The following is a 26,419-nucleotide window of genomic DNA, read 5'->3' on the forward strand; positions in this document are numbered from 1 at the left end:
ATTTCCCCTCACACGCTTTACTGACGGAACGGCGGAAATTCAGGCTTTCGCGCCCCACGCGGGCGCGTCAGTGCGAATTCCGACGCGCAACCGGGCCGAACGCGCCCTGGGATTGGCGTCCGTTTCCATTTTGTTAGGTGTAATGCCGCGAGTGTTAACAATTCGGAAACTTGGGGCGTGAGACGGGGCAATCGGGGCCGGCGCATAGCGTGAGGCGCCCTCGGTCTTGCCGGAGCGCTCCTGCAGGAAGCGCTTCACGATCCGGTCCTCGGTCGAATGGAAGCTCACGACCAGGAGCCGCCCGCCGGGCTTCAGGATGCGCTCCGCGGCGGCGAGCGCCCGCTCCAGCTCCCCCAGCTCGTCGTTGACGTAGATCCTGAGCGCCTGGAACGTGCGCGTGGCGGAGTGCTTCTCGTCGCCGCGCGCCCGCCCGAGCACGCGCTCCACGATGTCGGCGAGCGCCTTCGTGGTGGTGATCGGCGCATCGCCCCGCGCCTTCACGATGGTGCGTGCAATCGCCCGCGAGCGCCGCTCATCGCCGAGTTCGAAGAGAATGTTGGCGAGGTCTTCCTCGTCCGCCGTGTTGACGATGTCGGCAGCCGAAGGTCCGGACTGCGACATGCGCATGTCGAGCGGCCCGTCGCGCATGAACGAAAACCCGCGCGCCGGATCGTCGAGCTGCATGGAGGAGACGCCGATGTCGAGCACCACGCCGTCGACGGCCGGATGTCCCGCATCGGCCGCGGCCTGCGCCATGTCGCTGAAGGTCGTAGGAACGAGAACGAGGCGCCCGGCCATGTCCGCAACCAGCCCCGCACCGTTGGCGAAGGCGGTCGGGTCGCGCTCGATGGCGATCACCCGGCAGGGCGCAGCCTCGAGAATGGCGCGGGTATAGCCGCCCGCGCCGAACGTTCCGTCAATGTAGGTTTCGCCCGCCGTCGGCTGGAGCTGCTCCAGCACATCCGAAAGAAGCACGGGAATGTGTGCCCGCACGTCCGGGTTCACCGGTTCCCCGCCGGTGCTCCTGGGCGTCATTCCCGTGCCCTCTCGTCGTCACCGCCGCTGCGGTGAGCGCTCCCCGCGCCGAAAAGTTTTCTGTGTTCCTGGGCTTTTTCCCGGGCTCGTGCGCGCCGGTCCTCGAAGGCTTGAGGGGCCCACATTTGAAACTTGTCGCCAAGGCCGACAAATGTGACCTGATCTTGAAGACCGGCATGACGGCGAAGGCTTTCAGGAACGACGATACGGCCGTCCCCATCGATGCCGAGAACCTGGACGTCGCCGTAGAGTGCGACAGAGAGCTCGTCTCGCTCGTCCGAATAGTCCGGCAAGCCCGCGAGAAGCCCGTCGATTTTTTTCGCAAGTCTCTCGCCGCCAGCATCGAGGGCCGGAGCATCGATCGAGGGGTAGCAGTAGATTCCGCCGGAGCTGTATCCGTCACGCTCGAGAACGGCGCGGAAGGGTGCTGGGATCGAGACACGCCCTTTGGCGTCGATCTTGTTGGTGAATGTCGAGACAAAGCGGTCCATCCCCTTCTTCGAGCCTCGCTTCTCAACGCAACAAGACGTGCTTCCGGGAAAACAGGCCGCGGGGTCATGGCGGAGCCATGGAACGAGCCCGGGGGCAGAAGCACGAACGACCAACAACGCTTGCCAAAATCTTCGGATGACGCGGGGGGATTGCCCCCGAATTGGGTGCCCGCGCCCGGGGCTGGGCCGTGGCGGTCGCTCGTGCTTCGGCCCTCTCTCGAAGCAGGCGCCAACACCACGGGCCCGTGCCCGGTGCGGTCGGGCAAATATGGGATGCCATGGTTCGGTATGGGCGTCAATGGATCGTTAAGGATTTACGGGGGTTCGCATGGCATTTTGCTCAGCATTCGTCGTGCCGCGCTTATCTCTAAAAATGACAAAAGCTGGGGTTAGAGGGATGCGATCGAGACCGGGTTGGCGGTTGAGGCATCGGGGAGATCGGGCCATCGGCGACGGAGAGGGCGCGGGGATCGGAAGCAGCGACGGACAACGCCGGCGGGCCATGCGCCAGCGTGCCATGCGCCGCCCGCTGACATCCCGCCTGCCGTGGGCCGGCATCGCCGTCGCGCTGGCCCTGAGCCTGAACATGAGCCTGAGCCCGATTGGACCGGCTGGCGCCGAGCCGGCCGTGGGCAAGCCGGTCGCCCCGCCTGAAACCGGCGGTGAGCGGATCACCCTGACCCCAGAGGGCAAGGCGCCTGTCTCGTTGCATTTCGCTGAGCAGGGCGCGGGCCCTCCGCTTCTCCTGCTGCATGGCCTGGGCGAGTCGAGCTTCACCTGGCACGACGTGCTGCCCGCGCTCTCAGCCCAGTTCCGCGTCGTCACGCTCGACCTCAAGGGCTTCGGCCGCTCCGACAAGCCGAACGACGAGGCTTACGGCGCCGACGACCAGGCCGCACTCGTCGCGAGCTTCATCGTCGCGCGTGGCCTGGAGAACGTTACGCTCGTCGGCCATTCTTTCGGCGGCACGGTTGCGCTCCGCACGGGCCTGGTGGAGGGCCTGCGAGGGTCAAGCCGCATCGCACGCATCGTCGTCATTGGCGCGCCGGGGCTCCCCCAATCGACCGCGCGCTACCTCGACCTCGTGAAGACGCCCGTGATCCCGGACACGCTGGCCGCTGGTCTCGCGCCCGAAACCCTGGCTCGTCTGCTGCTCAGCGAGGCCATGGGGGGCGATGCCAAAATCGACGATGCCGACGTCGAAGGCTACGCCGCCCCCTATCGCGACCCGGACGCCCTGCGCGCCTTCTTCGCCACGGCCCGCGCCATCGTCTCCGAAACGGATGCCAAGGCCGTCGCGAGGCGATACAAGTCCATCGACGTTCCCGTGCTGGCTGTCTGGTGCCGGAAGGATCCCATCGTGCCCCTCAAGGCGGGCCGCAAGCTGGCCGCCGCGTTGCCGCGCGCGAAGCTCACCATTCTGGAGGGCTGCCACCATCTTCCGCAGCACGAGCGGCCCGATGAGCTGGTTCGCCTGATTGAGAAATTCGCCGATGGCCCGCGCGCGCCGTAAGGGCCCCCTGCGGGAGAGGCTTGAGCCCGCCTCGCAGATGAACTAAGGCCGTCGAAGACCGCGAACGAGGAGAAGATATGAGCGACATTCGCTGCGTGTGCGCGATTGGATTGAGCGGCCAGCTCGGCCTCCATGGCGAGCTTCCGTGGGAAGGCGATCCGCGACCCGAGTTTCGGGCCGACGTCGAGCGCTTTTTCGACCTCACGCGCGGCCATGTGCTGATCGCCGGCCCGAAGACCATCGGCGCCGTACCGGAGTTTGCAGCGAAGCAAATGACGCTGCGCGTCGCCCGCTCGAGCGAGAAGCCCGAGGACGTGCTGGCGCAGTACGCCGACCGCGTCGTCTTCATCGGCGGCGGACCGTCGCTCTGGGATGTCTACGCGAAGTACATCATGCACTGGGACATCACGCGCCTGCCCTACGACGGCCCCGCCGATCGCTGGTTCGATCCGAAGTGGCTGCTGACCGGCAAGGGCCGGCCTCTCTAGGGCAGCATCTACCGCTTCTGCTCTGGGCCAGAAGCGGACTCAATCGGCAATTGTTTTCTTCATGTCAAACGCGACGATACCGTCGGATTGTGTTCGACTGGGTTGTCGCTCACCGACGAAGTGGAAGTCCGAACTGCCGTCGAGCTTGATTCGAAAGCTCTGAGCAAAGGACAGGCAATGGGCGACAGCTTCGTGTTCGCGCACGCCGCGAAGTATTTGCCGAACGCGTATGATATTTGGCTTCCCCAAGTGGGATTTGGTATCGAGTTCAAAGTCCGATACTCCATTTGGCCATCTCGACTCGCGCAGACGGGGCCAATGCTGCGAAAGCAACTCCTGCCGGCTATCGCAGGAGATGTGAGCCGTAAACTCCACCGTATAGTCTGCACACAATTGGGGAACATAGGGAACGCCTACAACCGGTCGGGCCGACCTATGAAATCGTTCGCGTTGGTCTAAAGGCTTGCGCGTCAGATCATCCAATCGAAGCAAGACGCCCGACGCCGGGTATCGGCGCATGTCAAGCTGATCCGGTTGGTTCCAGTAGAACGCGCATATCGTGGCCTCATCTGGATCATCCACGAGTGCAGTGGCTGCGCTATTGTATCCTTGCCAGGACGTTCCGAACCATCCCGAGAGAGCGCTCAACTGCTTCAATGTCGCGTAGGCCGCCAACGCCGGGTCAGCGGTATCGAGATAGTTGAATGCCTCAATCTTCCAGATTCCTTCGGGCATGATGTCGTATCGGCACCAGCCCTCGACGTGCAGTCGATGACCGAGCACACGCTCGAGCTCCTTGAGCGGGCGAGCAGTCACTTTACGCTTTTGGAATGCCCCGATGTGGACGTCTATATCCCACCACGCGACCACGCGTTGAGAGGACGAAGGCTCAGGATTTTGGCCGCTGCTCGTCATCGCTGAGCGAAATTGCTCGTTAGGCTATTAATTCTTCAACGGTCCAGTAACTTGCCGCCATAGGTAAAGTCACACCAGCTTAAATCTATAGGGCGGCTAACCTTTGGTTAAATGGAGGTTTCTCCGACTTCCGCCAAGAGTCAAAATAGACGGGCAGTAACCAATAGATGGAAGAGGTTGGCCGGGACCGGTCGTGAGGTGCCTCGGCATCGAGATCGGCGACGCGATCGAAATCGCCGGGAAGATCGATATCTGAGCGACTGACGCCCATTCCCCGATTTCGGACAAGGTCGGCGGCGCTCTCGCGTCGCCGATTGCATGATGTCGACGTCTATTGGGACTTAGCTGCTAAACGGCGCGCTCGCCTGCCATCGGCCACAAATTGCAGGATGCATTATTTGCCATGCGAGAACCGTGAGGCGAGACTCACGTCTCCCGCCGGTTCAGAAGCACAACCACGGTCCTAAGCAGGTCGCTGGCGTCCCGCCCTTGCAGGCCATCTGCGAGGAGTGGCACTCGATCATCGCCGATCCTGAATCGCAGGTGGTCTTCACTGGCCCCTTGGGTACGAGACCTCGCCCGGCGATCGTATTCTTGAGAGCGTTTTCCGAGAACAGCACGGCGGCATCGTGCGTGAAGTTGTTACCAATGGCCGCGACTCTCGTGCAATCGGCGGCCTGTGCCGTCACCGAAAAAGCCCACAGCGCAACTCCGGCTACCAAGCCCAACTTGAGACTCTGCATTTGCTCCCCCCTGTCAAATTCCAGGCCACTTCGAGGCTAGTCCACTGTTTGCCAGTTGCCAAGTGGCGGGCATCCAGGCGTGTCCTCTGTGAGCCAGGGCAACTTTTTTTGAGCCGAGGCTATGGGTCCTCGGTGCAACCACGCGTTTAGGTGGCAGCTCGAATTTTGGATAGCGCTACTCCGCGACTTCCTGGGCGGCGTGAAGGGAGACGATGCCGTCGACCTCATTCGCCGCGGAGCGCTTGAAGCCCTTGCCCTTGTTGAAGATGATGAGGTCGTTTCCTGCCTCATCGGCGAAGGCCATGCGGCCATCCGTGTAAACGCGCCAGGCTACGACCTTCGCCATCACCGGGAAGGCCGCAGCGCATTTGCCGCCATCGTCGAAGAATGTCAGCTTGTAGCCCTGCTCGACCGTGTCCTCGAATAGGGCAACAGTGCAGCGGTCATCGGCCTCGTTCGCCATGACGCCGACATCACCCAGCATCTCCGCCACCGTGCCGGGCGGCGCAAGCTTTTCGGCGGCGCCAACAGGTGCAGCGGCGGCAACAAGCAGACTTGCGGTGATAAGGCAGGCTCTCATGGCACTCTCACGTGGTTGTGCTCGGCGCTCCGGCATGAGCCGCGATTGGGGCGGAATTTGTTCGTCATCCACCATCGTCTCGCATGCGACACGTCGCCGAAACCGGCGCGACGTCCGTCGCTCCCCGCGCCAAACGGTGACCTTCGGAGCTGTTAGCGCCTCGGTCTCACTAAACCCAGAATTCACGTTCGACCAGAGGTCAGGCACTGATTACATCCGGCGGACGATTGCCCGCGCTCTCTGTCAGGCGTGCCACAGATGCTGCGCTCGCTCAGGTCCGCTATGGGCCAGCAGCAGTCATTAACTTCCGCACGTCCCGGCATCTTGCGCGCCAACTTCGCGTGGTATTGCTGCGTTTGGTAGTTCGCCAGATGCATCTGCCAGAATCGCAAATGTAAATGCGGTGCGATTCCTATAGGAAGCAGAAGGAATTTGCGCTTTGAATCCCGAAAAGCTTACTAAGTGGGCCAATGCCTGCTTGCGGATAAACCACCTCAACACACTCGTAAAGCGAGAGATTGAGGGCGGTGCCCTCGATCGTGCACATGATCTTAGCGAGCGGGCACGGACCGCAGCATGGACAATGTTCAACGAAATGATTGAAGCGGGCGCTTCAAAGCCAGGAGGCTACTGCGAACCCGACGCGAGCCCTGAAAAATCAAACTGACCTCGTCTTAGGTCTGCTACTTGCAGCGGGACAGTCACGTGGACTCAAATGGCTTTGAGTTGTCCGCTTCGGGTCAGAAGCAGCCATCTCGATACCCGCCCGATCAATCGTCGTCGCACTCGATCTTTTCGCGGTAATGGCCGCGCCGCCATTTGCGCTCGATCTCGCAGTTTGCCGGATAGACCGGCTCATCGGCGACGTAAGCGCCGTAGTAGGGGATGTAGACCTCATCGGATGAAGACCCATACGGGTCGCCGTACACATCCCGGTACTCGCCGCGCCAGTGGCGGTGCTCGTAATACGCGCCGTCGTCATAGTCGTCATCGTACCAGTCTCCACCCGCGATGACAGGCGAAGCGGCGGCGGCGAGCAATGTCAGAACTGCCACGATGCGTTTCATGTGACCATGCTCCCAAAAAAGCAGAACCGCAGTTGGCTTGATCAAAGTCCCGGATGCGGGACCTGTCAAATCAACTGCGGCTCTATGGTGCACGACCCTGTTTCAGGGTCCCAGTGCTGCGCCTGGATCCGAGTGCTGCGCCTGGATTAGTGGCGCGGACCCTTGCACTTGATGCGCTCGTAGTAGTCGCCGTCCTTCTCCCATTCGCGCTCGATCTTGCAGGGACCGTCGCGGAACTCCTCCTTCACATCCCGGCCCATCGGACCGTAGTGGGCGCTGATCCGGTCATAGATTCCAGGGCCGCCGGGGCCGCGCTGGCCGACCGGCTCCGAGAAGCTGTCGTCGCGGGCCATGAGCGGGGTTGCGACGAGCGCAAACGCAGCGGCCAAAGGAAGGATCGCTTTCATGATTTACTCCTGTGAGACGTGAGGTGTGGGTTGGGCCCCGACGTTGGTCTAACGCGTGGCGCCCGAAATGGTTTGGCGCCTCTGTTGAGCACCAAAATAGCAATGGAATACAATGATCTGTCGAAACAATGTCATCCGTTTCGACCAATCGCCGCAGGTGAGAAAAGTGCCAGCCGGCCTGTAAGCCGGGTTCTGTCGCGAACGGCCATTCATCTGGGACGCCCATTGCTGGACGCCTCGAGCAACCAACCCGGGTGACGGGCGTGAAGACGCGCCTTCGTGCCGGGTTTCCCCGCACGTGGCCACCCCTATTTGGTCTTGCTCCGGGTGGGGTTTGCCGTGCCGCTCCTGTTGCCAGTCGCGCGGTGCGCTCTTACCGCACCGTTTCACCCTTACCGCGCTGGGCCGAAGCCCGGCGGGCGGTTTGTTTTCTGTGGCACTTTCCCTGGGGTCGCCCCCGGCGGCCGTTAGCCGCCACCCTGTCTCCATGGAGCCCGGACTTTCCTCCACCGCCTCTCGGCGGCAGCGGCCGTCCAGCCGGCTGACAGGGGCACATAAGGGCGCTTATGCCCGCCGCGTCAAGGCGGAAGGCGTCACAGAGCATGCAGCCGACAGAAAGGCGCTCAGGGCGCTATCGGCTGGCGCTGGCGGCGGCGCTGGCTCAGTTCCACCGCGGCTCGCGTGAGCCCATGGACGCGCTTGGCGCGCAGCACGCGCTTCACCGGCTTGTTGCGCTGGGTCATCGGCTGCAGGAGAAGCGGCGCGGCGCTCGCCGATCCGTTGAGATGGGCTGCCCCGTTGACCGTATCCGCCGCCGCAGCGGCTGGAGCCGCCGTCACGGCAGCCGCCTCGGTCGATTGCGCAGCCCCGGCCATGCGCTGCCCGATCATGATCAGACGCGCGACGCGCTCGGCGGCATTCTGCAGGTACTCGCGCGATTTCAGGATCGCGACTTCGAGCGGCATCGGGTTGGCGGTCGCCGCGCCGAGACCGTCGATGCCGTGCTGGAACACGCCGTTCGCGTCATCGGAGAGCCCGCCGCCGATCGCCACCACCGGCACGCCATGACGGCGCGCGCATTGAGCGACGCCCGCCGGCGTCTTGCCGAAGGCGGTCTGGAAGTCGACGCGGCCCTCGCCCGTGATCGCGAGATCGGCGCCCTTCATGTAGTCGTCGAGGTTCGTGGCGGCGACGACGAGTTCGACGCCCCGTTTGATCGTTGCGTCGGTGAACGCGAGCAAGCCCGCGCCGAGGCCGCCGCCTGCGCCCGCGCCCGGCTGATCGGCAATGTCACGGCCGAGGTTGCGTTTGATCAGGTCCGCAAAGTGCGCGAGGTTGCGGTCGAGCATCTGCACCATCTCTGTGGTCGCGCCCTTCTGCGGTCCGTAAACCGCCGACGCGCCCTTCTCGCCGGTCAACGGATTGGTGACGTCCGACGCGATGCTGATCTTGATTTTCGCAAGACCCGGATTGACGGAGCGCATGTCGATCGCGTGAATCTCGCCGAGACCGCCGCCGCCGAGCGGCTCGGTGATCGGCGCGCCGTCCTTGTCGAGAAAGAGCACGCCGAGCGCTTGTGCGAAGCCCGCGCCACCGTCGTTCGTGGCCGAGCCTCCGAGCCCGACGATGATGTCTTCGATGCCGCGATGGATCGCGTCGGCAACGAGCTCACCCGTGCCGAACGTGCTGGCGCGAAGCGGATCGCGGTCGCTGCGCGGCACGAGCGGCAGACCCGAGGCTTCGGCCATCTCGATGACAGCCGTCTTGCCGTCGCCGAGCACGCCGTAGGACGCGAGCACCTTCTGGCCGAGCGGACCTGAAACGGCGCACTTGATGATCCGCCCGCCCGTCGCGTCCACGAGAGACTGCACGGTGCCCTCGCCGCCATCGGCCATCGGCACCTTCACGTACTCGGCGTCCGGCCACACCCGCTTGAGACCCGCTTCCAGCTCGGAGGCAACCTCGAGCGAAGTCAGGCTTTCCTTGAAGGAATCCGGGGCGATGACGATCTTCATTGGGTTCCCCTCTCGCAGCGTCTTGATATTTGTGCCCGGCTTCGACTTTGGTCGAGCTTGTGTTCACAATGCAACAAACATCCGCCGCGAGGCCAGTGTCCTGAGCCGCGACAGATGCGCTTGCTGATTGTACGAGAGAGCCACAGTTGAAGCCGTTTATGCGGTGAATTCAATTGTCAGGATTAATCACACAAACCGGCCATCTTTGCGGCTTTCGGGGAGCTGGAGCCGCGAAAGGGTGTCCAGGGTCGAGCGGTCCAGGCGCCCGTCCGTGCACGCCGGGCGGAAGTGAAGCTGGAAGGCCCGCAGGACCGTCCTGAGGTCGGCGTCGTAGGGCCCGTCGGGATCGACCTTGTATCCGTAGGCTGCGAGCAGAGCCCGCGCCCGCCTGACGTCCGCCGAGCGGGACTCGAGCGGCGGCCCAATGTTGTCTGCGTCGAACGGCGCCGGCGGAACCCAATGTCCGATGCCCTGCCCGTACAACCACGGCCAATCGAACTTCTCGCCCGGATCGATCTTGCGGCCGGGCGCGACATCCGAATGTGCGAGGAAGCGCTCGGGCGCAATATCATGGCGAAGAGCGAGGTCACGGCAAAGCGCCGCCACCGCCCGCATCTGCACGTCCGGAAATTCGGGGTAGCCGTGCATATGGCCCGGGTTCTGGATCTCGATGCCGATCGACGCCGAATTGATGTCCGTTTCGCCGTGCCACGAGGAAAGCCCCGCGTGCCACGCCCGCTTGTCCTCGGCCACCATCTGGACGATGCGGCCGCCTTCGTCGATCACGTAGTGGCACGAGACTTTGCAATCAGGGCGCGAGAGAACGTCAAGCGCGCGCTCGACCGTCAAAAGCCCGGTGTAGTGCAGGATCACGATCGACGGCGCGAAGCCGGGCCTGCGTGGCTCGATGTTGGGCGAGGGGTGAAGGTCGGCGACGAGAGAGCTGTCGGGCCGTTCGATGACGCTGACGTTCACGCCCGGTCCCCTTGGAGGCGGCGCCCGGCGAGGATCGCTTCATAGGCTGCGTTGATCGCCGCCAGCTTGAGCGTCGCGGCCTTGACGAGGGCCGCCTGCGCGCCGCGCGCAATCAGGCGGTCGGGGTGGAACCGCTGCACGAGATCGATGTAGCGCGTCCGGACTTCCTGCGCAGACGCGGAGGGATTGACCCCGAGCACGTCATACGGATCGTCGATCTCGCGCAGGAACGGCGCCTTGATCTTGCGGAATTCCTCGCAGGTGATGCCGAAGGTGTGCCCGACCGTGCGCAGAAACGCTTCCTCGGCCGGATGCATGATGCCATCCGCGCAGGCGATCATGAGCAGGCATTCGAGCACGCTGATCTTGAGATCGTGATCGTCCTTGAGCATGCGCGCGATGCTCTCGGCATAGTGCTCGAAGCCGGCCGTATCCTGGCTCGCCAGCTGGTAAAGTTGGCGAATGCGAGGGATCTCATGCGGGGCAGGTTCGAAGAAGCGCTCGAACGTCTGGCATTCGATTTTCACCGCCACGCCGTCCGCCTTGGCCATCTTGGCCGCAAGCGCGATGATCGCGGCCGAGAACGCGGCCGTCTGGTGGACGGGCTTCGGACGGATCAGATTGCCGAGGCCTGGCCACCAACGGCCAACGAAATCAGCCCAGCACGCGCGCCCGCCGCGGGGCCGCTCAGGTTCGCTATCAGATGGGAGGCTGTCGAGGGGCATGAAAGACCCATACCTGCTTCTGGGCCGGTGATGAAGGGTGTGATGAAGGGCATGGACTAAATTTCATGTTCGGCAGTTGACCTCGGCTGATGGCACCGATAGCCACGGCTGATCGGGCCACGGAAATGGTTGGGCGAATGGAGCGCGAGCGCGGCGGTTGGCAGTTCTGGATCGACCGCGGCGGCACCTTTACGGACATCGTGGCGGTGACGCCCGAAGGTCGTCTGTCGGCGCTCAAATTGCTGTCGGCCGCGCCGCATCTCTATGCGGATGCGGCCACCGAGGGCATCCGGCGATTTTTGGGTCTGCCGCCCGGAGCATCGATCCCGGCCGGCCAGGTTCGCGCCGTCAAGATCGGCACCACGGTCGCCACCAACGCGCTGCTCGAACGCAAGGGCGCGCCGACTGTGCTCGTCATGACCGCCGGCCTCGAAGATCAGCTCGAGATCGGCACCCAGGCGCGGCCGGACATCTTTGCCCGCCGCATCGTCAAGCCGGACATGCTCTACGGGCGCGTGATCTCCGCATCCGAGCGCGTGCGCGCCGACGGCCACGTGGTGACGCCGCTCGATGAGGCCGCGCTCGCCGCCGATCTCGCGGCGGCACGCGGCGAGGGCTACGCGAGCGTCGCCATCGTCTTCATGCATGCTTACGCGTTTCCGGATCACGAGCTGCGCGCCGAAGCGCTCGCCCGCGAGGCAGGCTTCACGCAGATCTCCGTCAGCCACGCGGTCGCGCCCCTGATCAAGATCGTGCCGCGCGGCGACACCACTGTCGCCGACGCCTACCTGTCGCCTATTCTGCGCGCCTACACGGAAAGCGTCGCGCGCGCCTTCACGGGAGAGCTTGAAACGCGGCTGGTGTTCATGGCCTCGTCCGGCGGGTTGAAGACGCGCGCGCACTTTTTCGGCCGCGACGCAATCCTCTCGGGCCCCGCGGGCGGCGTCGTCGGCGCCGTCGAAACGGCAAGGCGCGCGGGTTTCGATCGCGTCATCGGCTTCGACATGGGCGGCACATCGACCGACGTCTCGCATGCGCACGGCGTCTACGAGCGCACCTTCGAAACCGAGGTCGCGGGCGTGCGTCTCTGCGTGCCGATGCTGCGTATTCACACGGTTGCGGCCGGCGGCGGATCGATCCTCAAGTATGAGGCCGGACGCTTTCAGGTCGGGCCGGAAAGTGCCGGCTCGGATCCGGGGCCTCTCTGCTACGGCCGCGGCGGGCCGCTCACCGTGACCGACGCTAACGTCATGCTTGGCAAGCTCGACCCGGCATTTCTGCCGCGCGTGTTCGGGCAGTCAGGCGACGCGCCGATCGACGCGGCGCGCGTGCGGCAGGCTTTTGCGGATCTCGCGCGGACGATCGGCAACGGCCGCTCACCGGAGCAGGTGGCCGACGGGTTCATCCGCATCGCCGTCGAGAACATGGCGAAGGCGGTGAAGAAGATCTCCGTCGAGCGCGGCTACGACGTCTCTCGCTACCTTCTGAACGGCTTCGGGTCGGCCGCCGGACAGCACGTGTGCCTGATGGCGGAGACGCTCGGCATGAGCCAGGTGCTGATCCATCCGTTCTCGGGTTTGCTGTCGGCCTACGGCATCGGCCATTCGGTGGTCCGCGCCAGCCGGCAACGCACGCTGGAAGTCCCGCTCGACACGGCCGGGCTCGCAGCCGCGCAGGCGGTTGCGCACGCGATGATCCGCGAGACGGCGGATGAGCTTGCGGACCAGGGCGCGCGCGAGGTCGCGCGCTCGGAGACCACGCTCCACCTGCGCTACGCGGCAACCGACGTCGCGCTGCCTGTATCTTTCCCTCCTGGGTCCAAGGAGGGGAACGGCGACACGCAGATTGCCGCGCTTCAGCGCGCCTTCGAAGCGGCGCACGTGCAGCGCTTCGGTTTCAGCTCGCCCGAAAAGCCCATTCACATCGCGATGGTCGAGGTCGAAAGCGAGGCCCCGCGCGAGCCGCTGATATCCGCGCACGAGCAGCCGTCCGCCCCGGCATCCGCCGCGGCACGGACGCGCTTCTTCTCGAACGGCGCCTGGCATGAGGCAGGCGTGTGGCGGCGCGACGAGATCGCATCAGGCCAGACGATCCCTGGCCCCGCCATCGTCGTCGAGACGAACCAGACCGTCGTCGTCGAGCCCGGCTGGACGGCGGAAATGACCCTCGGCCGCGATCTCGTCGTCACACGTCTCGCTGCCGCCTCCGAGAGAAACAGCAAGCGCGTTGACATCGGCGATCGCGCGGACCCGGTGCTCGTCGAGGTCTTCGGCAACCTGTTCATGGGGATAGCGGAGGAGATGGGCGAGGCGCTGCGCGCGACAGCCCAATCCGTGAACATCAAGGAGCGCCTGGATTTCTCGTGCGCCATCTTCGACGCGTCGGGCCATCTGGTGGCCAACGCGCCGCATGTTCCCGTCCATCTCGGCAGCATGGAAAGCGCGGTCGAAACGGTGATCCGCGAGCGTGGCCACGCCTTTGCGCCCGGCGACGTGTACATGCTGAATGCGCCTTACGACGGCGGCACGCATCTCCCGGACATCACCGTCGTGAGCCCCGTGTTTCTGCCCGGCGCGAGCAAGCCGTCGTTCTACGCGGCGAGCCGCGGCCACCATGCCGACATCGGCGGCATCGCGCCCGGCTCCATGAGCCCGGACGCGACGTCGATCGAGCAGGAGGGCGTCTACATCGACTGCGTACCGCTCGTGCGCGGTGGCGCATTCCTTGAACGCGAAACCTTCGATCTGTTGACGCGCGCGCGCTATCCCGCGCGAAATCCGGCCCAGAACATCGCTGACCTCAAGGCCCAGGTGGCGGCCAACACGCGCGGCGCGGGCGAGCTGATGCGGCTGGCATCGGAATTCGGCGCCGATGGCGTCGCGCGCTACATGGGCCATGTGCAGGACAACGCCGAGGAGGCCGTCCGCCAGCTCATCGGCCGCCTCGACGACGGCCACTTCCGCGTCGAGACGGACGACGGTTGGGCCATCGAGGTGCGGGTCACGATCGATCGCGCCCGCCGCGCGGCGAAGGTGGATTTCACCGGCACGTCGCCGCAGCAGCCCACCAACGTCAACGCGCCCGCTCCGGTGGCGCGCGCCGCCGTGCTCTATGTTGTCCGCGTGCTTCTCGACGCGCCCATCCCCCTCAATGCGGGTTGCCTGCGGCCCATCGAGATCGTTCTGCCGGAAGGCTCGATGCTGAAGCCGGTCTTTCCGGCCGCCGTCGTTGCCGGCAACGTCGAGACGAGCCAAGTCATCACGAACGCGCTGTTTGCGTCGCTCGGCGCCATGGGCTCGGCGCAGGGCACGATGAACAACCTCACCTTCGGCAACGCGCGCGTGCAGTACTACGAGACGCTGTGCTCCGGCGCGCCGGCGGGCTTCGATGCCGACGGCAAGGGCTTCGACGGTGCCGCCGCCGTGCATGTCCACATGACGAACACGCGCCTGACAGATCCCGAGATCCTGGAAACCCGCTACCCAGTGCTGCTGGAGCGCTTCGCGATCCGCCGCGGCTCGGGCGGCAAGGGCCGATGGACGAGCGGAGACGGCACGCTGCGCGTCATCCGGTTCCTTGAGCCGATGCGCGCCGCGATCCTGTCCGGTTTTCGCCGCGTGCGCCCGTTTGGCCTCGCGGGCGGCGCGCCGGGCGAATCGGGCCGCAACGCGGTTCTGCGCGCCAACGGCACGGTGGAGAAGCTACCTGGCTGTGCGAACGTGGAGCTCGCGGCGGGCGATGCGATTGAGATTTCGACGCCGACGGGAGGCGGCGTCGGAAAGCCGTAGCGACGCGGCCAGGCTCAGCGGCTCAGCCTGCGCAGACGATCACTTGTGGCAGCATTTGTCGATTGCCTGCGCCGGATCGTAGTGATGCAGCAGGCGATAATCGTCCCAGCCCTGGTTGCCTTCGCACATGATGATCGCGGCATTCCGCAGCGCGGCTCCGTGCGTTCCGCACTTGAAGAGCACCATCGACAACACGTCCCAGAATGCGCGCGGCTGCTCCGTCTTGAACATGATGTTGAAGTGGTCGTCGCACCCCTTCTCGATGACGGTAAAACACTTCACCAGGCACTTGTCCTGGGCGAGCACGGCGCACGCCTCCCGCACGGCGCCGAGGTCGAGACCGGGCGCGCGATCGGTATGAATCTGGATGCAGAAGTCGGTCATGAGAGCACCGGAACCGGACGCTTGAGCGCGCGAGGTTGCCCGGCCGGAAACGGCTCGCCATGACGCCACCCGAAGCACAAAGGTCGCGCCGCCGCTCGTTGCTGTCCGTTCAGGTCCAGTCTCCCTTGATGAGGCCGCAGCCGGATGAAGCCCGGCTGATGACCAACATGGGGGCTAGGGTCGCCGTGTCCAACTCCCCCAGCCGTTTTCGGCAACATGTTTGGCGCCATGCACCGCGTCTTGTTGAGTACCGTGTTCGACACCACGCGTGCGATCCACAACTGCGCCGCACACCGCCGGTGCTGCCGAGAGAAAGTCCAAGGTCTTTCAAAGCATGCCGTGGCGGGCACGAAAAGCAGGGGCGGCCGGATTCCAGTCGCGAGCGTTCGCAGGGACACACCTGGCCGGCTGTCGCAAGGCCGCAAAAAGTGGCCGCTTGCCCTGGTCATCCGGAAGCGGGATCATACATTTAGGAAAGCCGCGGCTGGCGGGCCGCGGCGGAGCGAACTCATGGCGGCTGTCTTTCTTCGGCAAGCACGGCGTTGGGTCTTGGCGGTGGCGGTTGCAGCCTCTGCCGCGACGGGCCTTCGTGCGGGCGACGAGAACGTGTCTCCCGATGCCGATTTCACGGTCCGTCAGATCACGCAAGACCTCTTCAAGGCGAAGGCGGGAGAGCGGCTGGACTACGCCGGGCGCGATCTCACCTACCTCGATTTGTCCGGCCTCGACTTCAAGCAGGCGAGCCTCGCGCGCACCGATCTCTACGGCGTGGATTTCACAGGGTCCAACCTCAAGGGCGCCGACATCTCCCACGCGCGCCTCGACCGTGCCGTGCTGATCCGCGCCGATCTTTCGGGCGCAAATCTGAGCGGCGCCTCGATCTATCGCCCCACCGTCTATTCCGACATGCACAACAGCTACGCCGACGCGCCCCGGTTCGCGGGATCGAATCTCACGGGCATCCGCGTCCAGGCGGACCTGTCGGGCGCCGATTTTCGCGGCGCCGATTTGACGTCCGCGAATTTCAGCCCGCTTGAAGGCCGCCCCGGACAGGGAACGCTCGTGACGCTCGCGAGAAACGTTCTGAAGTCCTGCAATTTTTCGGGCGCCACGTTGCGCCGGGCCGATCTCACGCGCGCGGTGCTGACCTTTTCGAGCCTCGTCGGAGCTGATCTGACGGGCGCCAATCTGTCTGAGGCCGATCTTTCGAAGGTCGATTTTTCGGGCGCTAACCTCTCCGGCGCAAACGTGACGGGCGCGGATTTCGACGGCGCCAACCTCGCGGGCGTCAAAGGTCTGGAAAGCGTCAAAGGGATGGATCAGGCGGTCAATCTCGACAAAGCGTTCCGCTAAGCGAGCGCGACCCGGCGGGCGCGCAAGCGTCACGATGCCGAGGCCACGCGCAGCTCAGCGCCCGCGTCGATGGTTTCGATATGCAACGGCAGGTGGACCGTAAAGCGCGCCCCGCCCTCCGGAGAGCACGAGATGAGAATGTCGCCGCCGTGGCTGCGCGCAATCTGGCGCGCTCTCACGCACGCCTCGCGTTCCGGCGCGCGCTGTCCTTGCGGCGCTCGGCGATAGGCACGCGGTTCGAACACCTTGCTGCGCTCGGCACGCGGCACGCCCGGGCCATCGTCGTCGATATGCACGGCCACCAGCGAGCTGCCATGGTCGATCCGCACGATCGCACGCGATCCCGACGCTAGGGCGTTGGTGATCAGGATCTGGAAAAGCTGAAAGATCGCGGCGGGATCTCCGAGCGTGTAGACGTCCGGCTTGAGATCGGCCAGATCCGTTCGCCCATGTCGCTTGCCCGTCTGGGCGAGGAGCGCGCTGAGGTTGACCGGCTCGACGCGGTTCGGTGGCTTCTCGTCGGCTTTCGCCAGCGCTTCATCGAGCATCTGCACGAGCGCGTCGGTCTCGGCCTCGGCCGCGATCTCTTCGGTCACCGCCTCGACCTGCTCGGCCCGGTTCTTGAACTCCCAGCCGATCACGCCGCCGAGAAGCGCCAGCGCGACGCCCCAGAACATCGCCTTCGGCGCGATTTCGGAATGCGCAAGAACATCGCCGGTCCAGGCCAATGCCGTCGCGGCAACAAGACCCGCACCCAAGAGCAAGCCAGCGATCGCGCGTCGCGCGAACATGGAAATTCGTCCCCCACGGCCGGCAGAATTGCCCGCACGTGAGAAGAAGCTAGAGGGTGTGTCATTAGAAAGTGTTACTAAAGTCCGCATACGCCAGATCGGCAGGCCGCGACAAAAGGGCCGGCTGGCAGCCGGCCCCCGTCGTGTCGGCCTGAAAGGCCCGTTTTTAGGCCTGCGGAGCCCCCGTCGCGTCGCCGGGTTCCGCCGGGCGATTTTTTCTGTCGGTCATGAACTGGTCGAACTCCGCCCGGTCCTTCGCAAGGCGCAGCCGCTCCAGGAAGGACCGGAAGTCGCGCTGCTCGTCTTCGAGCCGGCGCAAAGTCTCGTCGCGATACTCGTCGAACGCCCGATTGCCCGACGACCCGCGGGACTCCCAGGCAGCAGCGCGCTGCTTCCACGATCCGCGACCGTGAGAGCCGCAACCCCAACCGCGGTCCCAACCTCCAGGTGTCCATCCTCGTCCCATGCGTCCGCTCCATAGAAGAAATGCCAGGACAGCAAGTCCCAGCGGCCAGAAGACAATGAAGCTCATCACCATCAGCGCGAGCCATGCCGGCCGCCCGATGTCGTCGAGTTTCAGAACCATGTCGTGCATCGCCGTGGTCCCCAAAATGTGAGTCCTCAGATGTGAATGTTTATCACATTAACATAAGTGTATCAGCCCTGGCCCTTCGTCAAGAGGGGCGCACTGCGGGAGCGCAAAAAAGAGAAAGCGAGCGCTCCAGCGTGTGAGGGCGGCGCTTTTCAACGTGGTGGTTATGAGCCCCGCGTTCCAGGGCGGGCAGGACAGGCGATTTGCGATCCTGCCTGTTCCGGCCGGAACTGCCGCGGGAGCTGCGCTGCGGTTCTGTCGCGTCTTCGATCGAAGGTGTGCAACCGCGGGCGTGTCCCGCGAAATGGAGCGAACCCAATGCTGCCATTCCAACGCTCGAGCCGATTTCGCCGTGCGCAGGTTTCACTGTGCTTCGGCTTGCTGGCATGTTCCGCGCTCGCCGGTCCCGCACTCGCCGGCATGACGCAGGATCTCGCGGACTGCACGGCGGCCGACCGCAAGACGAGTGCCGACGCGTGCACGCGCGTCATGAACAGCGGACGCCTGCCGCGCGAGCAGATTTACATCGGCCACTTCAACCGCGCCTGGTCGTACTTCAACGCGGGCAACTACGAGAAGGCGCTGGCCGACTTCGACAAGTCGATCGCCGCGAACCCCGCTTACGCTGACACGTACTTCAGCCGCGCTGTCGTCCAGCATGAGCGCGGTGCGCGCGATCAATCGCTGGCCGATCTCGACCTCTATCTCGAGAAGAAGGGCAGCTCCGCCGAGGCGCATCGCAATCGGGCTCAGGTTTTTCGCGCGCGTGCCGAATACGATCGCGCCTTCTCCGAACTGCAGCGCGCCACCGCGCTCGATCCGGCGGATGCCAAGGCGACGGCGATGCGCGCCATCGTACTTTCCGATCTCGGCGAGCAAGCCCCCGCTCAGATCGAAGCCGACAAGGCCGTCGCAGCGATGCCGGGCGAAGCGTTGGTGTTCTATGCGCGCGCCTATCTCGCCGTGCGCGCCAAGAGCTTCGACGCCGCAACGGCCGATCTCGACAAGGCCATCTCCCTCAAGGAGACGTTTCCGCAAGCCCACGCCTTGAAGGGTGAGGTCCAGGAGGCGCGAGGAGACACGTCGGGCGCCATCGCCAGCTATCGCCGCGCGGTGGAGATCTCATCGAAGTCGATCGATGCGCGGGCCTCCCAGGACAAGGCGCGCGTCCGGCTCTCGGCGCTGGGGGAGGACGTCGCGAAGGCTCCCGCAAAGGTCGCCGCGTCCACGGCTTCGGAACCGGCACCGAAAACGGCGCACGCGCCTGACGCAACGGAATGCCGCCGCTTCATTCCATCGGCGGAAACAACGATCGCGATCGATTGCCCGAAGTAAACGGCGCAAGGTTCGCGGATTGCGCGCGGGTTGCGGCCTAGGCAGCTGCCGTGTCGCGATCCGTGTCCGTCTCCGGCGTTGAGGCGGACGGCGCCGTGCCATGCACAAGCATGTCCACGAGCTTGAGCGCGGAGACCGGAGCCGACAGCAGATAGCCCTGCAACTTGTCGCATCCGATGGAGACCAGCATGTCCCGCTGGTCGGCCGTCTCGACGCCCTCCGCCGTGACCGACACGCCGACGGCATGCGCCATCGTGACGATGGCTTGCACGATCGAGCGGGACTGCGCCGATTGGCCGAGATTGCGGACGAATGAGCGGTCGATCTTGATCCGGTCAACGTCGAGATTCAAAAGCATGCTGAGCGACGAATAGCCGGTGCCGAAATCGTCGAGCGCCACGCGCACGCCGTGCGCGCGCAGAGTTTTGAGGCAACCGCTGGACGCGCCATGCTCTTGCAGCAGCGTGCTTTCGGTGATTTCGATTTCGAGCCGCTGCGGCGGCAGGCCCGTCGCCGCGAGCACATCGAGCACGCGCTGGGCGAACCCCGGGTGGCGGAACTGCATGGCGGAGACGTTCACCGCCACCGTCTCAAGATCCCAGGCCCGCGCGGTGTCGCACGCTCTCGCGAGCACCCATGCGCCGAGCTTATCGATCAGCCCGCACTCTTCCGCGAGAGAGACGAACACGAGCGGAGGCACCGCGCCAAGCGTGGGGTGGTTCCACCGCGCCAGCGCCTCGACGCCGCACAACGTCATGCTGCTGGCGGCAAAGAGCGGTTGATAGACAACTTCGAGATCGCGTCCGCTTTCGAGCGCCTGGCGCAACTCCATCTCGAGCGCGTGACGGCGCCCGACGATTTCGCTCATCTCGCCGGTAAAGAACTGGGCCCGCTGTCCACCGTCGCGCTTGGCCTGGTAGAGCGCGATATCGGCCTTGCGGGAGAGCTCGCTGCGTTCGGTGCCGCATGCGGGCGCCATCGCGACGCCGATGCTCACGCCGACCATGGCCTGGCTGCCCAGCACGTTGAAGGGTTTCGAAACATGCTCGACGATCTTGTGGCAGGCGTCTTCGACGTCTTGCTGGCTGTAGGCGTCGAGCATGACGAGGGCGAATTCGTCCCCGCCCATGCGCGCGACGATGTCGCCCGGTCCGAGCACGGAGCTGAGCTGCGCGGCGACCTCGCGGATGAGCGCGTCGCCGGCGGCGTGCCCGAGCGTATCGTTGACCTGCTTGAAGCGGTCGAGATCGAGGAACATCAGCGCAAGCTGCGTTTTGCCGGAGCGCACGTCTTCCAGCGCCGTTTCGAGGCGGTCGTTGAAAAAGGCCCGGTTGGGAAGCCCGGTCAGGGTGTCGTGGAACGCGAGGTGCATCGCCTGCGCTTCGCTGGTCTCGAGCTCGGAGTAGGTCTGCCCGAGGCGGCGGATAAGGATGCCAATGGCTGCACCGATCGCGAACAAGCCCGCGCCGAGTACCGGGAGCAGATCGGACAGGATCGTCGCCCCCGGAAGCTTGGGTGACCAGATGAAGTAGCCGATGACGGTGCCCGATCGGTTCGTCAGCGGATACGACTGCTCGGTGGCGTCGATATCGTTCGAGGCGGAATAGCGCACGCCGTCGAGCAGGTAAGTCGTGGCGAGGTCGAACAGGAAGTTCCGGTCCAGAAAGCGGACGCTGACGATGAGCGTCTCGGCTCCCTGCTCCTGCGTGACCTGCTTCGTGTGGGGCAGCAGCGGCATGGCGCTGATGATGGCCGGGCGCTGGTCGATGACGCCGAGGTCTTCCATGCGCGGCATGCGCGCCTGTCCCGCATCGAAGGCGTCAATGGCCCCGCGCGCGATGGACTGGCGGAGTTGCGTGATGAGGTTTCGGATCGCCGCGCTGGCCAAATCGCCGTTCGTGTCCAATTGATGCCCGTCGGCCATCGCATAGATCACGCGCTGCTTGGCATCGACGATGTAGACCCGGTCGTGCTTGAAGTAGTCGTACATCCAGACGCCGAGATTGATGTCCACCCAGGTGCGGTTGAACACGCGCGTGTTGGTGACGGCCTCGTCCCAATGCGCAACGCTCTCCTGGTCGTAAGGAATCTGCTGCTCGCTCTTGGACAGCGCAAGGGCAACGGTCTGCTCCAGCCGTTTCTGGAAAAGCTGGTCGCTGCGCGTGGCCGACCACAACGCGAAGCACGCGACCAGAAGCGCAATCAGCAACACCATCAGGCCGCAGCCGATCGTCAGCCCCCGCAACGGCCGGGGCGAGCGCGATGCTTTTGCAGCACCCGGCAATGGTGCGAAACTTCGGAGAGACGCGGTCACAGGGTTCCGTCCGACACAAAGACTGACGGCAAACAATGCCTGTAGAAACTTAAGGGAATCCCGCGTGAACATGGTGAGGAAGCGGTAAATGCCTGCTTCGTTTCACCCCCGCCGTTCCCGAAATCCGGTGGCGCCGCGCGCGGGATGAGCCGGGACGGTATTCTGTAGAAAATCCGCAGGCCATCTGATGGAGCGGCTCGGCGCGCGGCGCGGCCCCGAAGTACGGGCAATGCGGCGGCCAGCCGGTCGCCTGCCCCGGTTCGGCCGGATGTGCGAGCGGACAACGGACGCCCTTGCGCTGTCTCCCGGGACGAGGGAAAAATACCTAGACCAAGGAGACCCAATGCCAATCATCAAGGCTAACGCCCTCTTAACACCGACTGCCTCGTGGGCCACGAGTATCCGGCTGGTCGCTGCGCTGCTCGTTTTGGCGGGCGCCGGGGCTTTCGCGCGCGCGTCCGCCGCGCCGCCGCCGATGGCCGAGCTTTGGAACGGCGCTGAAATTGAATGGCGGAATGTCGGCCCGGGCATTCAGGAGTCGACGCGCACGGGCAAAACCGTGGTCATGGTCTTCCACGCTTCCTGGTGTGCCTCGTGCAAGCGCTATCGCCAGGTCTGGAAAGACCCCGGCGTGGTCGCCGCGGCGCGCGATCTCGTGATGATCCTGGTCGATGTTGATACCGAACCGAACGCAAACGGCGCATTCTCGCCCGACGGCACCTATGTTCCGCGCACCATCTTCTATTCGCCGGAAGGGGATGTCATGAAGGACTTGCGCGGCAAAGACCCCGAGTATCCGCACACCATCGACCTCGACGATCCGGCCGAGCTGCGCACGCTCATGCAGAAGGCGGCCAAATCTGCAGCCGCGCCCGCCATGCCGGACAAGCGCGCCGAGAACTGACGGCATTCGAAAACGGCAGGCGCGGAAGCGCCCGCGCCATATTTCCGCGGCTCCGCAGCACGATTGATTTGGGAAAACCGCGCATGGACTTCGGCCAGAAGTTTTTCATCTACTGCGAGCGCGGAAGCGATCCGTCATTCTGGGCTGAGCCGCTCAATGCCGTGACGAACGCCGCGTTCATCATCGCGGCCGCTGTCGCAACGCGCGATTATTTCGCGATGCCGGCGGAACGCAGGCGGGTGTCCGCGCTGGTCTTGATTGCGATCACCTATGTCATCGGCGTCGGCAGCTTCCTGTTTCACACCTACGCGACGCGCTGGGCGCAGCTCGCCGACGTCATCCCGATCGCGACCTTCATGCTCGTTTACCTGGCCGTGCTCTTGCGGCGCTTCTTCCGCTTGAGCTGGATCGGAATTGCAGTCGGCCTTGCACTCTTTGTCCTGGCGTTCCAGTACGCCGGAACCATTCAGTGCGCGCAGGGCGAGCTGCTGCCGATCACGGCCCGCAAGGGCGCGCGCTGCCTCAACGGCACGGCCCAATACGTGCCCGCCTTCCTCGCTCTTGTGCTGACGACGATCGGCCTCGCGATCGTCAGGCATCCGGCGTGGAAAACCCTCGCCGCGGCAGCCGGAGTCTTCCTTCTGTCGATGACCTTCCGGACGCTGGACCTGGAGCTCTGCGAACTGACGGCCTACGGCGGCCATGTTCGCGGCACGCATTTCCTCTGGCACAGCTTGAACGCGCTGACCCTCTATCTGCTTTTGCGCGCCATGATCCGCTACGGCGCGCCCCGACCGGCGGAGTGAGCCGCCTTGAGTTGCCTAGCGGCTAAGGGCATAAAGGCCGCCCGCCCCCTCGGCGCGGCGCCCCGCACGCGGACGTGGTGGAATCGGTAGACACACAGGACTTAAAATCCTGAGACGGCAACGTCGTGAGGGTTCGAGTCCCTCCGTCCGCACCAACAAAATCAACGAGATATGGATTGGAGAAGATTCCGGTCGGGGTAGCAAATGCCCTCGGGGTAGCACTGGGGTAGCAGATTGCTTGACTGGCTGACAGCGACTTGAAGCGTAAGAGATCGGCTGAGGGTGTCATTGCACCTCCAACTCGCGGAGCCGATCACCTTGGAATTGAAACCTTCTGCAGAAGCTCGAACAGCCAGGCCACCCCGCCGTCCCTCAGCGCTGCATTGGAGGCAACAGAACGGATCTTGTCGCGCCGGGCTGGCAGAGGCGACTTGACGGCGACTATTCCGAACCGGGCGGCGTGTGCCGCAACAAGTTTCTTGGGAAGCGCCGCGATCAGGTCGCACTCTGCGATGATTGCAAGTGCCATTGAGAAGTTCGGGACCGTCAGCTCGATCCGGCGCTTCAGTCCCCGTTCTGCGAGCGAGGCATCAACAAAGCCGTGAGCATCGCCAGTCATCGAAACAAGCAGATGTCCCGTCTCGCAGAATCTCTTCAGGCTTAGCGACCTGGCGTAAGGGTGCTTCGCACGCGCTGCGATAACGAATTCCTCCTCATAGAGAACGTGATCCGTAAATCTGGCCGGGGTTTCGTGAATCGGCACGATCGCGACGTCGATAACGCGAGCTTCAAGCGCATCGAGGGCCGGTTGCCAGGCGCGCTCGTAGGGCACACCGCCCTCAGGAAGCAATTGGCGCAGCGCGATATCGATCAACGGTCCCTCACGTCTGACCGCCTGCAGAAGTGCCGGCAGGATGGCAGCCGACACACCGTCCGGTGCACCTATGGTGAAACGGCGCCCAGACGATCTGGGGTCGAAGGGCTCAGCTGTCGCAAGGACGCTGCGGACCTGCGCGAGGATGTCGGCAATAGGCCTCGCGAGTTCGGTCGCTCGCTCCGTGGGCACCACGCCTTTGGGCGTTCGGAGAAACAACGGGTCATTGAGCACGCGTCGAAGGCGCCCCAGCCCGTGACTGATGGCCGACGGCGACAAGTTCAACCGCTCGGCCGCCCGGCCGACATGGCGCTCGCGGAGCACGGCCTCGAACAGCACGAGCAAATTGAGGTCAGTTCTGGAGAGGTCGATTTCATTCAGCATATCGATGAAATCGTATCATTGGATTCATAATCTAGCCAACCCCATAAGAGCGCAAGACACGCGCTGACTAAACAAACCGGAACATCTCATGCAGCAAACACCCATCGTAACGAGACGCTTGGCGCTCGCAGGAGGAACGACAATGGCATTGTCAGCAGCATTGCCCGCCGGGGCGGGAGGCAGCGGCGCGGCGGCGGGGCTCATCCGTCTTGCGGAACAGAAAAACGCGGCATTCATGCGCGGCGACATGGATGATTGGGCAGAGATGACGCGCACCGCGCCTGATTTCACACTGATGCAACCGTTCGGGGGGCCGGCCACTCACGGCTTTGACAGGAGCGCTCAGAGGCTGGACCAGCTGTCGCGGTACTTCCGCAACGGTAAAACCACACTCGAAGTCGCGCAGTTCTACGAAGTCGACACAATGGTCGTTCTCGTGATGATCGAGCGCCAAACGGCCGAGGTTGGCGGTCTGCCGAACCAGGACTGGTCCTTGCGGGTAACTGAGGTCTATCGCCAGCACGGGGCCGAGTGGCAGTTGATCCATCGCCATGCCGACCCTTTGGTGCGCTCTGTAACTCTGCAGCAGGCAGCGGCCTTGGCTCGCGGAAACGCGTGAACCCATTAAGTGACCAAGCTCCCGGCTGGCGTCAGCAATCTTCGCGCCCGCGAACCCTATGCTGCGGCGGCCAACACCGGTGGTATTCCATGAAAGATGCTTATGACCCTCACGGGGCTGCGCTGCTCGACTGCTTTCGCGGCGACAAAGACGCCGTGCTGATTTGCTACCAGGATAGCACCCGAGACGATGTGCCTGCTGCGTTCTGGCTGCGGGAACATATCGAACCGCTCGAAGCGCTGGCTCTCGATCTGTGCCGCGGCCGGGTACTCGATGTCGGTGCGGGTGCCGGTCTGCATACGCTTGAGCTGCAGCGCCGTGGGCTCGACGTCACGGCAATCGATATTTCCTCTGACTGCGTCGCCGTCATGCGAGAGCGTGGGGTGCGTAAAGCAGTGGTCGCGGATCTCTACGAATTTGAAGGTGGTCCATTCGATACGATTGTGAACCTGTGTAACGGGCTCGACAAGGTCGGGCGCCTCGCGGACCTGCCGCGCTTTCTGGAACGGATGCGCCTGTTGTTGGCGCCGGAGGGCCAGTTGATTGCAGACTCGTTCGATCTGAGAGTGGGCGCCGACTCGTCACGCCGTGCCGAGATCGCCCGCAGGGAGGCGGCCGGCCGGTACTTCGGCGAACTCGACCTGCGCTTCGAGTACAAGGGCCGTAACGGTGATCCGTTCTCAGTCCTGCAAATCGATTACACGACACTTGCCGGTGTTGCCGCAGAACAGGGCTGGGCTTGCGAGCATGTGCAAAGCTCTGGTGGCCATTATCTCGCCCGGGCCTGGCTTGCGTGAGATGTCTCGACACCGCCACTTGCCTCTCATGAGTGTCCTAGGGAGTTCGCCGTGCTCCTCCTTCTTGAAACTGCTCTCGGCCTTTCAGGCCTCGTCGCCGGCATCTATGTATCGGCTCTGATCCACGATCATCGCATAGCGGACCTGAGCGCCAGCCAGTACGTCGCGATGCATCAGATGCGGGACAAGGCCTTCCGGTGCGTGATGCCGGTTGTAGGGCTGGCCAATCTCGGCTTCGTTGTCGCCGCTGCAGCCGTCGCTGTGGGCTCGGGCCTTCCACGCATACTGACCGTGATTGCCGTTGTGTTGCTGCTGGCTGACATGGCACTCACAATGGGACGGCAGCTACCGCTGAACGCACAGATTCAAAGCTGGACCGATTCGACGATCCCGGCGAACTGGTCGCAGCTTCGCGACAGGTGGGCAGCTCAGCATGTCATCCGGGCACTGCTAGGCCTCGGCGCATATGCCTGCCTTATGACCGCCGCCCTCTGGCCTGCTCTCAAATAGAATAACGCTTCGCG

General features: G+C 64.3%; 25 protein-coding genes, 1 tRNA gene and 1 other RNA gene. 11 read left to right on the forward strand and 16 right to left on the reverse strand.

Annotated elements, in window-relative coordinates; genetic code table 11:
* Positions 1-39: 39 nt before the first annotated feature.
* Both rsmH and mraZ read right to left on the reverse strand, forming a co-directional pair.
* Positions 40-1,035: a 16S rRNA (cytosine(1402)-N(4))-methyltransferase RsmH gene (rsmH, locus tag K2Y42_RS20125; protein WP_291156227.1), complete on the reverse strand. Its 996-nt coding sequence runs from the start codon at positions 1,033-1,035 to the stop codon at positions 40-42.
* Positions 1,032-1,526, reverse strand: a complete 495-nt coding sequence (gene mraZ / locus K2Y42_RS20130; RefSeq protein ID WP_291156230.1) for a division/cell wall cluster transcriptional repressor MraZ — start codon at positions 1,524-1,526, stop codon at positions 1,032-1,034. Before mraZ ends, rsmH begins: the two co-directional genes overlap by 4 nt.
* A 502-nt stretch (positions 1,527-2,028) precedes the next feature.
* On the opposite strand from mraZ, the gene K2Y42_RS20135 reads away from it, so the two are divergent.
* Positions 2,029-3,039: an alpha/beta hydrolase gene (locus K2Y42_RS20135; RefSeq protein ID WP_291156232.1), complete on the forward strand. Its 1,011-nt coding sequence runs from the start codon at positions 2,029-2,031 to the stop codon at positions 3,037-3,039.
* A 77-nt stretch (positions 3,040-3,116) separates the two neighbouring features.
* Entirely contained in the window at positions 3,117-3,527 is a 411-nt protein-coding gene (locus K2Y42_RS20140) for a diacylglycerol kinase (RefSeq protein ID WP_291156235.1), read from the forward strand.
* Between the two features lie 39 nt (positions 3,528-3,566).
* On the opposite strand, the gene K2Y42_RS20145 is transcribed toward K2Y42_RS20140, so the two are convergent.
* From K2Y42_RS20145 to K2Y42_RS20185, 9 genes are all read right to left on the reverse strand, one after another.
* Positions 3,567-4,442 carry a hypothetical protein gene (locus K2Y42_RS20145; protein WP_291156237.1) on the reverse strand — a complete coding sequence of 292 codons (876 nt, stop codon included), beginning with the start codon at positions 4,440-4,442 and terminating at the stop codon, positions 3,567-3,569.
* 443 nt (positions 4,443-4,885) lie between these two features.
* The gene (locus K2Y42_RS20150) at positions 4,886-5,185 is read right to left on the reverse strand and encodes a hypothetical protein (protein WP_291156240.1); all 300 of its coding nucleotides are present in this window, start codon (positions 5,183-5,185) and stop codon (positions 4,886-4,888) included.
* 175 nt (positions 5,186-5,360) lie between these two features.
* Positions 5,361-5,765 (reverse strand): AprI/Inh family metalloprotease inhibitor, encoded by a 405-nt coding sequence (locus K2Y42_RS20155; RefSeq protein ID WP_291156243.1) that lies wholly within the window; start codon positions 5,763-5,765, stop codon positions 5,361-5,363.
* 770 nt (positions 5,766-6,535) lie between these two features.
* Entirely contained in the window at positions 6,536-6,832 is a 297-nt protein-coding gene (locus K2Y42_RS20160; RefSeq protein WP_291156246.1) for a hypothetical protein, read from the reverse strand.
* Between the two features lie 146 nt (positions 6,833-6,978).
* Positions 6,979-7,239 (reverse strand): hypothetical protein, encoded by a 261-nt coding sequence (locus K2Y42_RS20165; protein ID WP_291156249.1) that lies wholly within the window; start codon positions 7,237-7,239, stop codon positions 6,979-6,981.
* A 165-nt stretch (positions 7,240-7,404) separates the two neighbouring features.
* An RNA gene (gene rnpB / locus K2Y42_RS20170) (RNase P RNA component class A) lies at positions 7,405-7,784 on the reverse strand.
* Between the two features lie 78 nt (positions 7,785-7,862).
* Positions 7,863-9,254: a glycerate kinase gene (locus tag K2Y42_RS20175; RefSeq protein ID WP_291156252.1), complete on the reverse strand. Its 1,392-nt coding sequence runs from the start codon at positions 9,252-9,254 to the stop codon at positions 7,863-7,865.
* Positions 9,255-9,440: 186 nt separating this feature from the next.
* Complete coding sequence (locus tag K2Y42_RS20180) at positions 9,441-10,229, reverse strand: N-acetylmuramoyl-L-alanine amidase (protein WP_291156255.1); 789 nt, start codon at positions 10,227-10,229, stop codon at positions 9,441-9,443.
* The gene (locus K2Y42_RS20185) at positions 10,226-10,954 is read right to left on the reverse strand and encodes a TerB family tellurite resistance protein (protein ID WP_291156258.1); all 729 of its coding nucleotides are present in this window, start codon (positions 10,952-10,954) and stop codon (positions 10,226-10,228) included. Before K2Y42_RS20185 ends, K2Y42_RS20180 begins: the two co-directional genes overlap by 4 nt.
* Positions 10,955-11,091: 137 nt before the next feature.
* On the opposite strand from K2Y42_RS20185, the gene K2Y42_RS20190 reads away from it, so the two are divergent.
* Complete coding sequence (locus K2Y42_RS20190) at positions 11,092-14,742, forward strand: hydantoinase B/oxoprolinase family protein (protein ID WP_291156262.1); 3,651 nt, start codon at positions 11,092-11,094, stop codon at positions 14,740-14,742.
* Positions 14,743-14,781: 39 nt separating this feature from the next.
* Here K2Y42_RS20190 and K2Y42_RS20195 read toward each other — a convergent pair whose 3' ends face one another.
* Entirely contained in the window at positions 14,782-15,126 is a 345-nt protein-coding gene (locus tag K2Y42_RS20195) for a hypothetical protein (RefSeq protein WP_291156266.1), read from the reverse strand.
* A gap of 510 nt (positions 15,127-15,636) precedes the next feature.
* On the opposite strand from K2Y42_RS20195, the gene K2Y42_RS20200 reads away from it, so the two are divergent.
* The gene (locus K2Y42_RS20200) at positions 15,637-16,479 is read left to right on the forward strand and encodes a pentapeptide repeat-containing protein (RefSeq protein WP_291156269.1); all 843 of its coding nucleotides are present in this window, start codon (positions 15,637-15,639) and stop codon (positions 16,477-16,479) included.
* Between the two features lie 29 nt (positions 16,480-16,508).
* Here the strand turns inward: K2Y42_RS20200 and K2Y42_RS20205 are convergent, their stop codons facing one another.
* Both K2Y42_RS20205 and K2Y42_RS20210 read right to left on the reverse strand, forming a co-directional pair.
* Complete coding sequence (locus K2Y42_RS20205) at positions 16,509-17,270, reverse strand: ATP-binding protein (protein WP_291156272.1); 762 nt, start codon at positions 17,268-17,270, stop codon at positions 16,509-16,511.
* 166 nt (positions 17,271-17,436) lie between these two features.
* Positions 17,437-17,865, reverse strand: a complete 429-nt coding sequence (locus K2Y42_RS20210; protein WP_291156275.1) for a DUF2852 domain-containing protein — start codon at positions 17,863-17,865, stop codon at positions 17,437-17,439.
* Positions 17,866-18,180: 315 nt separating this feature from the next.
* Between K2Y42_RS20210 and K2Y42_RS20215 the strand changes: the two genes are divergently transcribed.
* The gene (locus tag K2Y42_RS20215; protein ID WP_291156278.1) at positions 18,181-19,197 is read left to right on the forward strand and encodes a tetratricopeptide repeat protein; all 1,017 of its coding nucleotides are present in this window, start codon (positions 18,181-18,183) and stop codon (positions 19,195-19,197) included.
* A gap of 37 nt (positions 19,198-19,234) precedes the next feature.
* Here K2Y42_RS20215 and K2Y42_RS20220 read toward each other — a convergent pair whose 3' ends face one another.
* The gene (locus K2Y42_RS20220; RefSeq protein WP_291156281.1) at positions 19,235-21,511 is read right to left on the reverse strand and encodes a bifunctional diguanylate cyclase/phosphodiesterase; all 2,277 of its coding nucleotides are present in this window, start codon (positions 21,509-21,511) and stop codon (positions 19,235-19,237) included.
* Between the two features lie 343 nt (positions 21,512-21,854).
* Here K2Y42_RS20220 and K2Y42_RS20225 point away from each other — a divergent pair, with 343 nt between their 5' ends.
* The 3 genes from K2Y42_RS20225 (at position 21,855) to K2Y42_RS20235 (ending at position 23,376) form a co-directional block, all read left to right on the forward strand.
* On the forward strand, positions 21,855-22,415 hold the full coding sequence (locus K2Y42_RS20225) for a thioredoxin family protein (protein WP_291156284.1): 561 nt from the start codon (positions 21,855-21,857) through the stop codon (positions 22,413-22,415).
* Positions 22,416-22,498: 83 nt separating this feature from the next.
* Positions 22,499-23,221 carry a ceramidase domain-containing protein gene (locus tag K2Y42_RS20230; protein ID WP_291156287.1) on the forward strand — a complete coding sequence of 241 codons (723 nt, stop codon included), beginning with the start codon at positions 22,499-22,501 and terminating at the stop codon, positions 23,219-23,221.
* A gap of 68 nt (positions 23,222-23,289) precedes the next feature.
* Positions 23,290-23,376 (forward strand) — tRNA-Leu (locus tag K2Y42_RS20235).
* 158 nt (positions 23,377-23,534) lie between these two features.
* On the opposite strand, the gene K2Y42_RS20240 is transcribed toward K2Y42_RS20235, so the two are convergent.
* The gene (locus K2Y42_RS20240) at positions 23,535-24,479 is read right to left on the reverse strand and encodes a LysR family transcriptional regulator (RefSeq protein WP_291156290.1); all 945 of its coding nucleotides are present in this window, start codon (positions 24,477-24,479) and stop codon (positions 23,535-23,537) included.
* A gap of 142 nt (positions 24,480-24,621) precedes the next feature.
* On the opposite strand from K2Y42_RS20240, the gene K2Y42_RS20245 reads away from it, so the two are divergent.
* From K2Y42_RS20245 to K2Y42_RS20255, 3 genes are all read left to right on the forward strand, one after another.
* A complete protein-coding gene (locus tag K2Y42_RS20245; protein ID WP_291156293.1) occupies positions 24,622-25,098 on the forward strand; it encodes a nuclear transport factor 2 family protein in 477 nt (158 codons plus the stop codon).
* 89 nt (positions 25,099-25,187) lie between these two features.
* Positions 25,188-25,895: a class I SAM-dependent methyltransferase gene (locus K2Y42_RS20250; RefSeq protein ID WP_291156296.1), complete on the forward strand. Its 708-nt coding sequence runs from the start codon at positions 25,188-25,190 to the stop codon at positions 25,893-25,895.
* A 51-nt stretch (positions 25,896-25,946) separates the two neighbouring features.
* Positions 25,947-26,405 carry a DUF1772 domain-containing protein gene (locus tag K2Y42_RS20255; protein WP_291156298.1) on the forward strand — a complete coding sequence of 153 codons (459 nt, stop codon included), beginning with the start codon at positions 25,947-25,949 and terminating at the stop codon, positions 26,403-26,405.
* The last annotated feature ends 14 nt before the right edge of the window (positions 26,406-26,419 follow it).

Origin of the sequence: Hyphomicrobium sp. (genome assembly GCF_019744875.1) — a bacterium.
Taxonomy (GTDB): domain Bacteria; phylum Pseudomonadota; class Alphaproteobacteria; order Rhizobiales; family Hyphomicrobiaceae; genus Hyphomicrobium_C.